This is a genomic window from Paenibacillus senegalimassiliensis (assembly GCF_001486585.1).
GTDB lineage: Bacteria > Bacillota > Bacilli > Paenibacillales > Paenibacillaceae > Fontibacillus > Fontibacillus senegalimassiliensis.
Genome location: NZ_LN909045.1, coordinates 794,279 through 808,341, shown reverse-complemented (window position 1 = coordinate 808,341; position 14,063 = coordinate 794,279). Strand labels below are relative to the sequence as shown.

The window sequence follows — 14,063 nt, the reverse complement described above, 5'->3', positions numbered from 1 at the left end:
TTGCGGGTGTAGTTCAATGGTAGAACTCCAGCCTTCCAAGCTGGTAGCGTGGGTTCGATTCCCATCACCCGCTTTCGTCTTATTCGTAGAAATGCCCCTTGTTCTCACAAGGGGCATTTTCTTATAACTACTATTAAAAATACGGTGGACCTGCGCATGTACGCAAATCCACCGTCCAAATTACATTAGCTAACCAACCGAATCAGAAACTCCCGTTCCAACACTCCTGCGGATACTGGTCTGCTGAATAAGTAGCCCTGGGCGTCGTGACATTTCTGCAACTTCAGAAATTCAAGCTGTTCCTCGTTCTCTACACCTTCGGCAGTAACCTTAAGCTTCAAGTGATGGGCCATCGTGGCAATCGTGGATACGATCGCCGCATCATTGCCATCATACATAACCTCCCGAACAAAAGCACGATCAATCTTCAAGCGGTCGATGGGCAAGCTCTTCAAATAATATAGTGAACTGTAGCCCGTACCAAAATCGTCAATGCTAATATGTATTCCCAGCTTCTTCAAAGCGTTTAATTGCTCTAACGCCGTGGCGATATCATACGTCATGCTCTCCGTGACTTCCAGCTCCAGGTACCGCGGTTCCAGACCAACCTCGCGTATAATTGTCCCCACCCGCTCAGCCAAATTATATTGCCGGAACTGCCGCATCGACAAATTGACAGATACGCAAATCGGCTCATATCCCTCCAACTGCCATTGCTTGTTGTAGCTGCAAGCCGTTTTCAACACCCACTCGCCGAGCGGGACGATCAGGCCACTATCCTCAGCCAGCGGTATGAACTCATTAGGTGGGAGCAACCCCCGCTTGGGATGATTCCAACGAACGAGCGCTTCGATACCGACCATTTTCCCCGTGTCCAGGTTGACTTGCGGTTGAAACTCCAAGAAAAATTCTTCGCGTTCCAGCGCCTTCCTCATGTCGTTCTCCAGTTCTACTCGCAGTTGGGTGCGTTGCTTCATAGCCGCGTTATATCGCATAAAATCATGACCTTGCTCTTTGGCTTGATGCACTGCCATATCGGCATATTGAATCATCTGATTAACGGAGTTCCCATCATCCGGGTAGACGGACAAGCCCATACTTAAGGTGATATGATACTCGGTATCATCAATCAGCACTTCTGGATCTATAGCATGAATTAACTGCTTCGCCCGGCCTTCAAGCGCATCAATATCCGGCATATCGGGCAGTAAGACCGCAAACTCGGCCTCACTCATTCTATAGACCTGCTCTCTTCCTTGGCATAGCGCTGCCAAACGGCTGCCAAGTTCGGTCAGCAGCTTGTCCCCTGCTCCATAGCCCAACGAGTCGTTAATCGCCTTGAACCGATCAATATGAATCACCCCTACCCCTGTTGAAGTATGAGGCATTCCCAATGACTCGCTAAGCTTCTCTCTCATCTGCCGCAGATTGGGCAGTCCGGTTAAGTCATCATAGTAAGCCATGTGCTTCATCTGCGCTTCGACCTGTTGTTGGCCACGCAGGGGTTCCTCTACTGTCAGGCGATACGCACCCATTAATACAATATAATAGGAGATAAACATATAACACTGCCCGGCCGCTTGAGCCAACCCATAACCCTCTTCCTGTGGCAGGATCAGCAATAAATGCCCCATAGACATAAACACCAACGCACGAATAAGCGTCAACCTAGCCGGGGAACGCAGTCCCTGCTGACGTTGGCGCAGCCACACTACTAATCCTGCCGCAAAGTACAGCAGGAGCAAACCAATCAGAACAGGCCATCGGGCCGATTCAGGCCAGGTTATTGCAGACGACAAACGAATAATCGCAATCATCGCCGCCAAACCAATAATCCCTTGGATGATTGTCGCTTTCTCTTCTGTCCCCATCCTCATGTCTATCATCCTCCAAAGGTAGGTTACGTGCGATGCACTGAAAGTACCTAATGCTATTAATTCAACATTTTCCTCTCTTTTCCTGCCTTCCCATCTAACTTTGTCGAGAAAAAGGACAACTTTTCCAGCCGCTTTAAATAAAAGCATTAAAAAAGAGTCTTCATCCCCACACCATTACCGGGGAATGAAGACTCTTGCGCGGGTTGGAATACCACCCGCCCTGCTTATTTTTTAGCGCGAATAACGGTCGTTTCCGGAGTCGTCAGCTTGTCATAGAAATCAACGGCTTTGTCCTTGTCGTCCGAAGCCCGCAGCGCCATCGCCGAGCGTGGATGCTCGTCAAGCGTGCCCGTAATCATATAAGGAATCAAGTAACCCCATTCTTCCTTCTCCCGAAGTGGAATTAGCAGTTCCTCCAGTACGCTGAGTACCGGACGCAAGTTATAATTTGTATTCTTCAAATGCGTGACCAGAAGCTCTGTAGGGCAGTTACCCGCCGCGCGTCCCATACCGTAAACGGATGCATCCAGCAGTTCAACGCCAAGATCAGCCGCCACCAGCGTATTGGAGAACGCCAGTTGCATGTTGTTGTGCGTATGCACCCCTAGCCGCTTGTCTGGCAGATGAGTCTTGAATTTGTTCACCAGATATTGCATGTCTTTATAGTCAAGGCTGCCATAAGAATCGACGATATAAACGACGTCAACGACGCTTTGCTTAATCATCTCAAAGGCTTCCAGCAGTTCATTCTCCATTACGTTAGAAAGTGCCATGATGTTGATTGTCGTTTCATAACCGCGGTCATGGAATAACTGAACCAATTGCAGCGCCTTATCCACATCTTTAATGTAACAAGCTACCCGAATCAAATCGAGCAGGCTTTCGCTACGCGGTAAAATATCACTCTCGTCTACGCGGCCGATATCTACCAGCGCAGACAGCTTGGTTGTTCCCTTTTGCGGAATGACTTTACGCAGAAAATCATCGTTCAGGAACCGCCAAGGTCCTGCCTCATCGGCTCCCTTTAACAATTTGGGGGAGTTTTTATAGCCGATTTCCATATAGTCCACGCCTGCTTCATTTAACCCGGCGTACAATTTTTGGACAAATTCGACGCTGAAATCCCAGTTGTTCACCAAACCACCATCTCGTATGGTGCAGTCTACAATCTTGCATTGATTGGCCTTCATCCCTGCATGTTCCTCTCCGTCTTGGTTTTACTATTCATCTTACTTGATGCTGCTTCTAAAAGTAAAGCCGTTCTCGATATGATTTTGTTCACAGTACGGCTTCAAACTGCGTGATATATTACATTTGGGTCTAATTGAGATTGATTCTCAATTAAGTTTACACTGGTATTTTGGAGGTTACCCGGATGATTGTATCCTTGAAAGAGTTAAAACCTAAAGAAAGTGGCATTATCAAAGGCATCGGAGCCAGCGGTCCTCTCCGGCGCAGGCTAATGGATATGGGAATTACTCCCGGAGCCACAATTATAATGAAGAAAGTCGCTCCCCTTGGCGATCCGCTGGAAATCCATATCCGCGGCTACGACTTGAGCATACGCAAATCAGAAGCAGAACAAATCACAGTAGAGAAAGTAAATTTATAAATGAAGGATGAAGAACGATGGCCTACCGGTTTGCATTAGCGGGCAACCCCAATAGCGGCAAGACAACCCTCTTCAATCATTTGACAGGCAACAATGCCCACGTTGGCAACTGGCCTGGTGTCACAGTGGAACGACGCGAGGGAAGATGCAAGAAGAGCCAAGAAAATATCGTAATTATCGACTTGCCCGGAATCTACTCTCTTTCCCCTTATACTGCCGAAGAGATTGTTGCCCGGGATTTTTTGGCTAACGACCAGCCTGACGTCATCATTAACATTGTTGATGCCACCAACATCGAGCGCAACTTATATTTGACGACACAACTGCTGGAATTAGGAATTCCCAGCATCATTGCGCTCAATATGATGGATGAAGTGGAGCTTCGCGGAGACCAGATCGACATTGCAGGACTAGAACAACGCCTGGGGGTTCCAATTGTTCCGATTGTGGCCACCAAGCACCAGGGTATTAAGGAATTACTGGAGAAGGCCGTCGCCTTCCATCATCAATCCCGGACTGCTCCTGAGGGCCCGCTCAAGAATACGAAGTTATATGGGGCGATGATGGAGATCAGCGAGGCATTGAAGGCAGGTGGATACGAGAATACCTTGTTCCATGCTATCAAGCTGCTGGAGAAGGACGAGAAGATCAAGCCAACACTCAAGCTCCCTGCTGCTCTGGAGTCCTCGATTGACCACATCGTTAATGAAGCTGAACGAGCAGCGAATGGCGAGCTAGAAACCTTGATTGCGGATTTGCGTTACCAGTACATCAGTGATGCCATCTCCCGTCATGTCAAGAAAGGGGCCCAGCCAGGCCAGCTCTCCTTCTCCGACAAAGTAGATAAAATTGTAACTCATCGTGTATTGGGACTCCCCATCTTCTTCGCCATTATGTATCTGATCTTCGAAATGGCCGTGGGTTCTATCGGTGCGTTGATCGTTGATCCCTTCGGAGCCCTCGTGACCGAAGTTCTGCCAGATGCAGCAGCCCGCTTCCTCGAATGGGCCGGGGCCTCTGGGGTCATTCAAGGGCTTGTAGTGGGAGGAGTCATTACAGGCGTCGGCAACGTCCTCTCCTTCCTCCCTCAAATCGTTATACTCTTCTTGTGTCTATCCATTCTGGAGGACATCGGTTATATGTCCAGAGTAGCGTTCGTCATGGACCGGATCTTCCGCCATTTCGGCCTTTCTGGCAAAGCCTTTGTGCCCCTGTTAATGGGCTATGGCTGCGCAGTTCCCGCCATTATGGCTACGCGTACGCTAGAGGATGAGCGAAGCCGCCGCTTATCAATCACCTTGATGCCGTTCATGTCCTGCAGCGCACGAATTCCTGTATATGCCGTATTTGCCGGAGCCTTTTTTGCCGCTCATCAGGGACTTGTAGTCTTCAGCATATATTTCCTGGGAATTATAATGGCCATGCTGTCTTGTCTGCTGCTCAACCGGACTGTAATGCGTGGTGAGTCTGCTCCATTTGTAATGGAACTTCCACCTTACCGTATTCCTACGCTGAAATCGACGGTATCTCATACCTGGGAAAAGGCCAAGGGATATATCATCAAGGTCGGAACCATTCTGCTATCCATGACCGTCGTCATCTGGTTCTTGCAAAGCTTCAACTTCTCTTTTCAAATGGTGGATGATGCTTCCCAAAGTATATTTGGCGCCATCGGCAAAGTGATTGCTCCAATGTTTAGCTGGAATGGCTTTGGCTTTGTGAAGGATTCGACGGTCGTTCATTGGCAGATTGGAGCTGCTTTGCTAACGGGCCTGATCGCCAAAGAGGCCGTTGTCAGTACGCTTGGAATTCTCTACATTAATACGGGAACCGAAGAGCTTACCACCGCTTTGGGTACAGCTTTGCAAGCACACTTCACGCCGCTGGCCGCCTTCTCGGTTATGGTGTTCGTCTTGCTGTATGCCCCTTGCGTGGCGGCGATCTCCACAGCCAAGAAAGAACTGGGCTCCTGGAAATGGACTTTGTTCACGGTGGCCTATCAATGCGGGCTTGCCTGGGTCATATCCATGCTGGTTTATCAAGTCGGGCATCTGCTGGGAATCGGCATTGCCTGAATCCATACGTATCCTTATTTAAGGAGGAATATTCATGATCGATTACCTGATCGTTGCTATCTTGGCCGGAATTATCGGCTTCACCGTATATCGCTATATCAAGCGTCAGAAATCAGGCGGAGGGTGCGCCGGGTGTAGCGGCTCCTGCGAGCAATTCAGCTCCTGCTGCGAGCCGAAGAAGCGCTCTGAAGCTTCAACTCACCGCCCTTAAATCAAGGAGGAACCCATGATATGCCACTAACGATGCTGCCTCCAGGCCAGGAAGCTATCATCCGCGACTGTAAAGCCTCTGAGGCTACCCGTAAGTTTCTTGAGGGCCTGGGTATCGTACCTGGAGCATCCATTACAGTAGTCAGTGAAACCGGCGGCAACTTGATTGTTAACGTCAAGGGCTCCCGGCTGGCCTTAAGCAAAGGCGTTGCCGGACAGTTATACATCACGTTAGCCCCCTAATCTAACCCATAAAGGCGCCTTACTCCACAGCCACAAACGGCGGAGCAAGGCGCCTTTTCAATTGGATCCCTTTTGCTTCATTACTATACTACCGGCAGAGAAATGACAAAGATGGTTCCGGCACCCTTCAGGCTGTCTACAGATATCGTCCCTCTATGGTTACGGATAATGCGATAGCTCACCGATAGCCCCAGGCCTGTCCCTTTTTCCTTCGTAGTGAAGAATGGGTCAAAGAGGCGAACAAGCATCCCCTTATCCATTCCGTTGCCGTTATCCTGGATGGAGATTTTCACGAATTTCCCATCCATTTCTGCTCCCACATCGATAACTCCCTGATGTTCGCCTTCCACTTCAGCAATAGCGTCCATCGCATTCTTGATAATATTCAGCAGCACTTGCTTAATCTGCTTCACATCAATGGAGACGAACAATTCCTGTGAAGGGGCATGCAATATCATTTGACAGCCCTTCATGACCGCTTCGCTCTCGGTTAATAGAACAACCTCCTTCAGCAAGGAAGATACGCTCTCCGCTGATTTCTGTGGAGCTGACGGCTTGGACGAGTTCAGGAATTCATGAATGATATCATTGGCCCGATCGATTTCCGTCAAGATAATCCGGGCATATTCATCCTTGCCCAACTCCATAAGATGCGGTCGCAGCAATTGAATGAATCCACGAATGGCTGTTAACGGGTTGCGAATTTCGTGGGCGATTGCGGCTGATATTTTGCCCAGCATCGCCATCTTATCATTTTGGTAAGCAGCCTCTTCAATTCTTCTAAAGTCGGAAACATCCTTAACACTGAGTAAGAAATCTCCGTCCATCTGATCCCCATAGGTAACCGTGATTAACCAATGCCTCCCGTATTCATCAATTAATTCGTGATATTTCTTCCGGTGAAAAATGGTCTCTCGGTAAATCCGCATAATTTTGCGTTTCTTGAAGGAGTTCAGGTGCGGATGCCTGAGCATATGCAGCAAGTTACAGCCAATAAGGGACTGGCGCGGTAGTTCGAGGAGCTTGGCCATTTGAACATTGATGAAGGTTAGAACCCCGTCGCTATCAAACAGCATAATACCGCTGTCCAGGTGCTGGAGCACGTTTTCATACTTGTTTTTGACGAGTTGGGTTGATTGGAATGCTTTGACGGACTGGAGCAGTGTCTCTTGAAATTCACTCAACAAGTTGGTTCCCCCTTTACACAAATGATGTACTTGCCTACCGACAACATACGATCACTACCTGAGAAGAACTTTACCCTAACCGGCGCACATAAATATTATATTTAGCAATATCTATTGATTCTGCTTGCCATAACGCTGACTGTGCCGTCCCCCAGAGCATCCTGCTTCAATCATAGTAAAGTTTTCCAAATACCGTCAACCAGAGATACTGTCGAAAAAGGTTGGATCAACGCAAAAGAACGACCCTGGTCCTAAAAAAAGAAAATAGCCTTCCTCCCGGAAGACTATTTTGCGGATTTAGCGGTTATTATGCTGTAGTCTGGCTCTGCGGCGGCTCATCACGGCCAGCCTCTTCTTCAGCTCATCTTCCCACTTCTCATCGCCAATTTGCTTGGCTACAGACAGAAGATCGAGAGAAATATCAATTTGACTTTGTACGATAACGAGTGGATCTTCATCCTCCCGATTGACGCAATTACCGAAGATCGAATCATCGTCCTCCATGATGAAATCCTGAAAGTCGATCTCGGAAACGCCATCGCTATGAGCGTACTCCGCCAAAATTTCATATTCATTTTCGACTTTATAATGAACCTCAACCCGATGGCATACCGGGCAAAATAAAAGGGGCACATTATGAACCTGCGTACGATAATGTTTCAATGTTCCCTTTGTTCCCAACATACTGGCTCCGCAGCAAAAACTCATTCCCCTTCACCCTTTCCCGCGTTTGGTTCATTCCCCAATTCGTGCACACAAGCAGGGATGTCATATAATTTATTCGTGGAGCCCTCTGCAAATTCCTGCGAAAATCAATAAAATCTCATTTATGTTTACTTTTCCGCCAGGGGGCTCAAACCATGCATAGTGGGGCAAAAAACCCCCTGCGGGGGCATTGCCCAAACAGGGGGTACTGCTAAAATATTGATGCTATCCGTTCAAATTCTTGTCGCCTGGCTTCCAGTTCATTGCGCATAGTCCACCAGATTGCAGCGCCTGCAAGACACGAAGGGTCTCATCCACGCTACGTCCCACATCGTTATGGTTAACTACTTCATACTTCAATTCGCCTTCCGGATCAATAATGAACAAGCCGCGAAGAGCAATACCTTCCTCTTCAATGAGGATACCATAATCGCGCGCTACGCTCTTCGTAATGTCAGAAGCCAGCGGGAAGTTCAACTGGCCAAGACCGTTACTGTCCCTAGGTGTATTAATCCATGCTTTATGACTATGCTCGGAGTCCGTACTGGCACCAAGAACTTCGCAATTCAGCTTCTGAAATTCTTCGTACGCCTGGCTCAATGCAGTAATTTCAGTCGGACATACAAAGGTAAAATCAAGCGGATAGAAGAAAAATACCAACCACTTACCACGATAATCGGACAGCTTCTTGCGTCCAAATTCCTTACCGTCCCCAGTCACTACGGCCATATCAAAATCCGGTGCGGGTCTTCCAACCAAACGTTCTGCCACTTCAAAAACCTCCTTTGCAAACCTACAACTCACATGGTATCATCGGCTATTTTCAAAGTCAAACCAGCCTTGTTCGCTGCTGCTTATTTCTTAATGGCGGCAATAATCAGATCGCCCATCTCACGAGTACCGATGGCTTTGCTCTTGTCCACTGCGATATCACCTGTACGATGACCTGCATCCAGCACATCGGCTACAGCCGCTTCAATGGCATCCGCAGCATCTTCATACCCGAAGGTCATACGGAACATCAGGGCAACCGACAGAATCGTGGCAATCGGATTGGCCAGGTTCTGTCCAGCAATATCTGGTGCCGAACCATGGACTGGCTCGTACAATCCGAAGCTGCCTTCGCCCAGGGAAGCTGAGGACAACATGCCGATTGAACCCGTCAGCATGGCTGCTTCATCGCTCAGAATATCCCCGAACATGTTCTCCGTCACAATAACATCGAAGCTGGATGGACGACGCAGCAATTGCATCGCACAGTTGTCTACGAGCACATGCTCCAGTTCCACCTCGGGATATTCGGGAGCTACCCGATTAACAACCTCTCTCCATAGTCGCGAGCTTTCCAGTACATTCGCTTTGTCCACAGAGGCTAACTTTTTGCGACGTTTGCCGGCAATCTCAAATGCCTGCCGCACGATACGTTCAACCTCGGTAACATTGTATGCACAGGTATCTACCGCTTCTTGTCCATACTCCGTCTCGCGGCGGTACTTCTCCCCGAAATAGATGCCTCCTGTAAGCTCACGAACCACAATCAGATCCGTACCCTCCAGCACTTCCGGCTTAAGCGTCGAAGCATCCTTCAAACAATCAAACACGACTGCCGGACGCAGATTCGAGAACAATCCCAACGCTTTGCGAATACCCAATAAGCCCGTCTCGGGACGCAGCTCCTTCGAGTTGTTATCCCATTTAGGACCGCCAACCGCCCCCAGCAGTACCGCATCCGCTTGCTGACACACCTCAAGTGTATCTTGCGGTAATGGCGTCCCCTTCTCGTCTATCGCGATGCCGCCGAACAAGGCATGTTCCGTTTCAAAGCGATAACCGAACAATTCCTCCGTACGCTTCAATACCTTCTCTGCTTCGGCCACCACCTCGGGGCCAATACCGTCGCCCGCAATTATTGCGATTTTTTTTACTTCTGCCATTCCTACCGCTCCCTCTCGTAAACATCATCTTCTTCTGTTTTATCATACGATGTGAGGATTAACAAAGATATAGTATCTATTAGACTAATAGGTTTTGCCTATAAGGTAGTTCAAAAAGTTATCTTTTGATCACGAAGCGGATCAGGAAGTACATTCGGCATCGAATTCAGCTATTTCATTCAGATTAAAAAAACTCCAAGGCCGCGTGCTCAGGGCACGCCCACCTTGGAGTTCTGTTAAGGCTTATGACTTATTTCTTGATCCAGTGCATCAATTCGCGCAGTTCTTTACCCACAACCTCGATAGGATGGTTGGCTTCGTTGCGACGAGTAGCCGTCAGGAATGCACGGTTGGATTGGTTCTCCAGGATAAAGTCACGAGCGAATTTACCTTGCTGGATATCCGCAAGCACTTCCTTCATCGCCTTCTTCGTTTCTTCCGTAACGATACGAGGACCTGTTACATAGTCACCGTATTCTGCCGTGTTGGAGATCGAATCGCGCATAGTAGCCATGCCACCTTCATAGATCAGGTCGACGATCAGCTTCATCTCATGCAAGCACTCGAAGTAAGCCATTTCCGGAGCATAGCCAGCTTCTGTCAGCGTTTCAAATCCTGCCTTGATCAAGGCAGTTACGCCACCGCAAAGTACGGCTTGTTCGCCAAACAGGTCAGTTTCGGTTTCTTCACGGAACGAGGTTTCGATAACCCCGGCACGCGTACAGCCGATACCTTTAGCATAAGCCAAGCCGATTTCCTTCGCTTTGCCCGTTGCATCCTGATGGATAGCAATCAGACCAGGTACACCAAAGCCCTCTACGTAAGTACGACGAACCATATGGCCCGGAGATTTCGGAGCAACCAGCAATACGTCGTTGTCCGGAGAAGGAACGATTTGGCCGAAATGGACGTTGAAGCCGTGCGCAAACAGCAATGCAGCACCTTTTTTCAGGTTAGGAGCAATTTCGCTATTATAAACTGCAGCTTGTGTTTCGTCCGGCATCAGGATTTGCACCAAGTCTGCACGTTTGGTTGCTTCTGCTACAGGCAATACCTCAAACCCATCTTCCTTCGCTTTGTTGAAGGATTTACCTTCACGCAGACCGATAATAACATTCAGTCCGCTTTCGCGCAGGTTTTGCGCATGGGCATGTCCTTGGCTACCGTAACCGATAATTGCGATCGTTTTCCCTTTCAATACGCTAAGTTCTGCATCCTGCTCATAGTACAAAGTAACTGCCATTTCTAGTGCCCTCCTAAAATTTGCGGGACAGTCAAGCTGTGCCCTTGATTTGGTATGGTTCCTCCGCCAGGTGATGAGCGGGTGTTTCAACGGACCGACGCCTTGAAGCAATAAAGCAAGATCCTAATACCTTCGATCCCCTCAAACACCAGCCATCCCTGACGGAGGATATAATCCGCGTACTGCGGTGAACTCATAGATTAACTATACACCTGTTCTTACGTCAAGCGTTACCCCGAATCATGGCGGTTACGCCTGTTCTTGACAATTCACGGATACCATAAGGTTGAAGCAATTCAATCATCGCGTCAATCTTCTCCGTATCCCCAACAACCTGTACGATCATGCTGGCCGTTCCAATATCGACAACCGCAGCGCGGAAGGTCTCCACAACCCCCATAATTTCTGGGCGTTCGGCCGGCTCGGCCTTCACCTTGATCAAGGCGAGCTCACGAGCCACCATCGGCCGGGAACTCAAGTTCACGACTTTAATGACATCGATCAATTTGTATAGCTGCTTCTCGATTTGCTCGAGCGTCTTGTCGTCACCTTCTGTGACGATGACCATCCGGGAGAGCCCTTGCTCCTCGGATTGGCCCACCGTAATGCTCTCGATATTGAAGCCGCGGCGGCCAAACAAGCCCGCTACACGTTGCAAAACACCTGGCTGATCATTGACTAATACGGCAATCGCATGGTTTCTTCTCATCATTCACTGTCCCCCATCAGCATTTGATCAATGGTAGAACCTTGAGGAACCATCGGATATACATTTTCCCCTTTGCTGACTACGAATTCTACCAGCACAGGTCCCGGGGTATCGAGCGCCTCCTGCCAGACGCGCTTCGCATCCTCTTTGTTCGTAGCACGCAAACCTTTAACACCATAGGCCTCAGCCAGCTTCACAAAATCCGGGCTGCCTTCGAGATCTATATGGCTGTAACGATTGTTGTAGATCAATTCCTGCCACTGACGAACCATCCCCAGCACCTGGTTGTTGATGACAACTACCTTGACCGGAATGTTATTGATGGCACAAATCGCAAGTTCCTGAGCACACATCTGCATCCCGCCGTCACCGTTAATCGAGATGACCAGTCGGTCCGGGAAGCCCATTTGAGCACCGATTGCGGAAGGGAAGCCAAAGCCCATCGTGCCAAGTCCACCAGAGGTAATCCATGAACGAGGTTTATTGAACTTGTAATACTGCGCCGCCCACATTTGATGCTGCCCCACATCCGTGGTGACAATCGCATCTCCGCCTGTCGTGTCATTCAATAGTTCAATGACCCATTGTGGCTTAAGCACTTCGTCGGAATCCTTGTATTTCAGCGGTTTGTCGATCTTGGACTGGCTGATTTGCGCTCTCCACGCATCTGCCTTATCGGCACGCGCTACCAGCGGGTTCAGCAGTTCCAGTACCGTCTTCACATCGCCAACAATCGGAATATCCGGACGAATGTTTTTGCCGATTTCAGCGGGATCGATGTCAATATGGACAATCTTCGCCTTCGGAGCGAACCCATCCAGTTTGCCCGTTACCCGGTCATCAAAGCGGGCCCCGATGTTAATCAACAAATCCGCTTCCTGAATGGACTTGTTAGCCGTAAGAGTGCCATGCATTCCCGGCATACCCATCCATAGCTCATGTCCACTTGGGAAAGCACCTAACCCGAGCAAGGTTGTCGTAATCGGAATTTGCGTTTTGTTCACGAATTCGAACAACTGCTCATGTCCGCCGGAATACACAACACCGCCTCCGGCGATAATTACCGGCCGCTCCGCTTCCTGAATGGCCGCTGCCAGCTTGTCGAGCTGCAGACGATTAGGGGTAACCGTCGGATTGTAACCCCGCAGGTTAACGGATTGCACCGGTTCAAAGCGAGCTTTGTTCGCCGATACGTCCTTCGGAATATCGATCAGGACCGGTCCTTTGCGGCCTGTATTGGCGATATGGAACGCTTCATGAATAACTCTTGGCAGATCCTCTACATCTCTCACCAAGTAGCTATGCTTTGTAATTGGCATTGTAATACCGGTAATGTCCGCCTCCTGGAAAGCATCCGTGCCAATCAAGCTCGACACGACGTTGCCTGTAATGACAACGAGCGGTACCGAATCCATGAACGCTGTAGCTATTCCGGTTACGGTGTTAGTTGCCCCTGGGCCGGAGGTAGCGATGCATACGCCAACTTTGCCGGTGGCCCGTGCATAACCATCTGCTGCATGAATGGCTCCCTGCTCATGTCTTGTCAGCAGGTGATGGAAATCGGTGAATCCGTACAGCGCATCGTAGATGTACAATACCGCACCACCCGGATAGCCGAAGACACACTCGACACCTTCCAAAAGCAAACTGCGAAGTAGTATTTCCGAACCCGAAATGACTTCCGGTTTCATCCATTTCTCACGTAATTGTTCTGTAGACCGCATTTCTGGAATTTGCGCGCTCATCAGTCATCCTCCTTCCAAAGGTAGTTCAAAAAAGTCCTCTTTTGATCACGAAGTTACATCAGAGAGCGATTCGACGTCGAATCTTGAATTCAGCCCGGTCCTCCGCTGCTCACGTACCCAAATCGTACGCTCCGCTGCTCAGCCCCTGGCTTCATCCAACCTTCTCGGTGCTGAAAAGCCGACTTTTTGAACCCTCATTTAAAGCAAATAAAAAACAAAATCAAAAAAACCTTCCGTCCGCCGGAACAGTTTCCTATTCCGAGGGACGAAAGGTTTGATCTTTCGTGGTACCACCCATTTTCACCCGACACTTCGCAATGCCGAGCCTTGACGAGTATAGACGTATGCCGTCCTTACTCGTGGTCCGTAACGCGGACCTGACGATTTTCCCTAATAAGCCTTCAGCGCAAGCGCCACCGCGGAATGGCTCGCGACCTTTCAGGAAAACAGCTCCGAGGTGAGCTCGCATTTAAGGGATTTTGGTGGTGGTTTCAGCAATTCCACACACTCTCTGAGCAAAGAG

The 14,063-nt window shown here is 49.2% G+C and carries 13 protein-coding genes and 1 tRNA gene; 5 read left to right on the top strand and 9 right to left on the bottom strand.

The window, feature by feature from the left end; genetic code table 11:
- The first annotated feature begins 2 nt into the window (after positions 1-2).
- Positions 3-73 (top strand) — tRNA-Gly (locus tag BN3279_RS13615).
- 112 nt (positions 74-185) lie between these two features.
- Here the strand turns inward: BN3279_RS13615 and BN3279_RS13610 are convergent.
- Together BN3279_RS13610 and BN3279_RS13605 are read right to left on the bottom strand one after the other, a co-directional pair.
- Positions 186-1,877, bottom strand: coding sequence for a putative bifunctional diguanylate cyclase/phosphodiesterase (locus tag BN3279_RS13610; RefSeq protein WP_059051648.1), 1,692 nt, complete (start codon positions 1,875-1,877; stop codon positions 186-188).
- 224 nt (positions 1,878-2,101) lie between these two features.
- Positions 2,102-3,067, bottom strand: coding sequence for an aldolase catalytic domain-containing protein (locus BN3279_RS13605; protein ID WP_059051646.1), 966 nt, complete (start codon positions 3,065-3,067; stop codon positions 2,102-2,104).
- Positions 3,068-3,252: 185 nt separating this feature from the next.
- On the opposite strand from BN3279_RS13605, the gene BN3279_RS13600 reads away from it, so the two are divergent.
- Genes BN3279_RS13600 through BN3279_RS13590 form a run of 4 tightly spaced genes read left to right on the top strand, consistent with a single transcriptional unit; the run spans position 3,253 to position 6,017 of the window.
- Positions 3,253-3,489 carry a FeoA family protein gene (locus tag BN3279_RS13600; protein ID WP_059051644.1) on the top strand — a complete coding sequence of 79 codons (237 nt, stop codon included), beginning with the start codon at positions 3,253-3,255 and terminating at the stop codon, positions 3,487-3,489.
- Positions 3,490-3,506: 17 nt separating this feature from the next.
- Positions 3,507-5,564, top strand: coding sequence for a ferrous iron transport protein B (feoB, locus tag BN3279_RS13595; RefSeq protein ID WP_059051642.1), 2,058 nt, complete (start codon positions 3,507-3,509; stop codon positions 5,562-5,564).
- A 34-nt stretch (positions 5,565-5,598) separates the two neighbouring features.
- The gene (locus tag BN3279_RS23440; RefSeq protein WP_082673071.1) at positions 5,599-5,775 is read left to right on the top strand and encodes a FeoB-associated Cys-rich membrane protein; all 177 of its coding nucleotides are present in this window, start codon (positions 5,599-5,601) and stop codon (positions 5,773-5,775) included.
- 20 nt (positions 5,776-5,795) lie between these two features.
- Positions 5,796-6,017, top strand: a complete 222-nt coding sequence (locus BN3279_RS13590; protein ID WP_059051640.1) for a FeoA family protein — start codon at positions 5,796-5,798, stop codon at positions 6,015-6,017.
- Between the two features lie 83 nt (positions 6,018-6,100).
- On the opposite strand, the gene BN3279_RS13585 is transcribed toward BN3279_RS13590, so the two are convergent.
- The 7 genes from BN3279_RS13585 to ilvB form a co-directional block, all read right to left on the bottom strand.
- Complete coding sequence (locus tag BN3279_RS13585) at positions 6,101-7,204, bottom strand: ATP-binding protein (RefSeq protein WP_059051638.1); 1,104 nt, start codon at positions 7,202-7,204, stop codon at positions 6,101-6,103.
- Between the two features lie 297 nt (positions 7,205-7,501).
- The gene (locus BN3279_RS13580; protein ID WP_059051636.1) at positions 7,502-7,912 is read right to left on the bottom strand and encodes a hypothetical protein; all 411 of its coding nucleotides are present in this window, start codon (positions 7,910-7,912) and stop codon (positions 7,502-7,504) included.
- 222 nt (positions 7,913-8,134) lie between these two features.
- Positions 8,135-8,680 (bottom strand): peroxiredoxin, encoded by a 546-nt coding sequence (locus tag BN3279_RS13575; RefSeq protein ID WP_059051634.1) that lies wholly within the window; start codon positions 8,678-8,680, stop codon positions 8,135-8,137.
- 83 nt (positions 8,681-8,763) lie between these two features.
- Complete coding sequence (leuB, locus tag BN3279_RS13570) at positions 8,764-9,843, bottom strand: 3-isopropylmalate dehydrogenase (protein ID WP_059051632.1); 1,080 nt, start codon at positions 9,841-9,843, stop codon at positions 8,764-8,766.
- A 250-nt stretch (positions 9,844-10,093) separates the two neighbouring features.
- Positions 10,094-11,086, bottom strand: a complete 993-nt coding sequence (gene ilvC / locus BN3279_RS13565) for a ketol-acid reductoisomerase (RefSeq protein ID WP_059051629.1) — start codon at positions 11,084-11,086, stop codon at positions 10,094-10,096.
- Between the two features lie 223 nt (positions 11,087-11,309).
- A complete protein-coding gene (ilvN, locus tag BN3279_RS13560) occupies positions 11,310-11,795 on the bottom strand; it encodes an acetolactate synthase small subunit (protein WP_059051832.1) in 486 nt (161 codons plus the stop codon).
- Positions 11,795-13,540, bottom strand: coding sequence for a biosynthetic-type acetolactate synthase large subunit (gene ilvB / locus BN3279_RS13555; protein WP_059051628.1), 1,746 nt, complete (start codon positions 13,538-13,540; stop codon positions 11,795-11,797). The genes ilvN and ilvB overlap by 1 nt, the downstream gene beginning before the upstream one ends.
- Between the last annotated feature and the right edge of the window lie 523 nt (positions 13,541-14,063).

What these genes read in the sequence shown, in the direction of transcription:
- leuB (WP_059051632.1), bottom strand. Translation starts at nt 9,843, where the DNA reads ATGGCAGAAGTAAAAAAAATCGCAATAATTGCGGGCGACGGTATTGGC.
- feoB (WP_059051642.1), top strand. Translation starts at nt 3,507, where the DNA reads ATGGCCTACCGGTTTGCATTAGCGGGCAACCCCAATAGCGGCAAGACA.
- BN3279_RS23440 (WP_082673071.1), top strand. Translation starts at nt 5,599, where the DNA reads ATGATCGATTACCTGATCGTTGCTATCTTGGCCGGAATTATCGGCTTC.
- ilvB (WP_059051628.1), bottom strand. Translation starts at nt 13,540, where the DNA reads ATGAGCGCGCAAATTCCAGAAATGCGGTCTACAGAACAATTACGTGAG.
- ilvN (WP_059051832.1), bottom strand. Translation starts at nt 11,795, where the DNA reads ATGAGAAGAAACCATGCGATTGCCGTATTAGTCAATGATCAGCCAGGT.
- BN3279_RS13605 (WP_059051646.1), bottom strand. Translation starts at nt 3,067, where the DNA reads ATGAAGGCCAATCAATGCAAGATTGTAGACTGCACCATACGAGATGGT.
- BN3279_RS13590 (WP_059051640.1), top strand. Translation starts at nt 5,796, where the DNA reads ATGCCACTAACGATGCTGCCTCCAGGCCAGGAAGCTATCATCCGCGAC.
- BN3279_RS13580 (WP_059051636.1), bottom strand. Translation starts at nt 7,912, where the DNA reads ATGAGTTTTTGCTGCGGAGCCAGTATGTTGGGAACAAAGGGAACATTG.
- BN3279_RS13600 (WP_059051644.1), top strand. Translation starts at nt 3,253, where the DNA reads ATGATTGTATCCTTGAAAGAGTTAAAACCTAAAGAAAGTGGCATTATC.
- BN3279_RS13610 (WP_059051648.1), bottom strand. Translation starts at nt 1,877, where the DNA reads ATGAGGATGGGGACAGAAGAGAAAGCGACAATCATCCAAGGGATTATT.
- ilvC (WP_059051629.1), bottom strand. Translation starts at nt 11,086, where the DNA reads ATGGCAGTTACTTTGTACTATGAGCAGGATGCAGAACTTAGCGTATTG.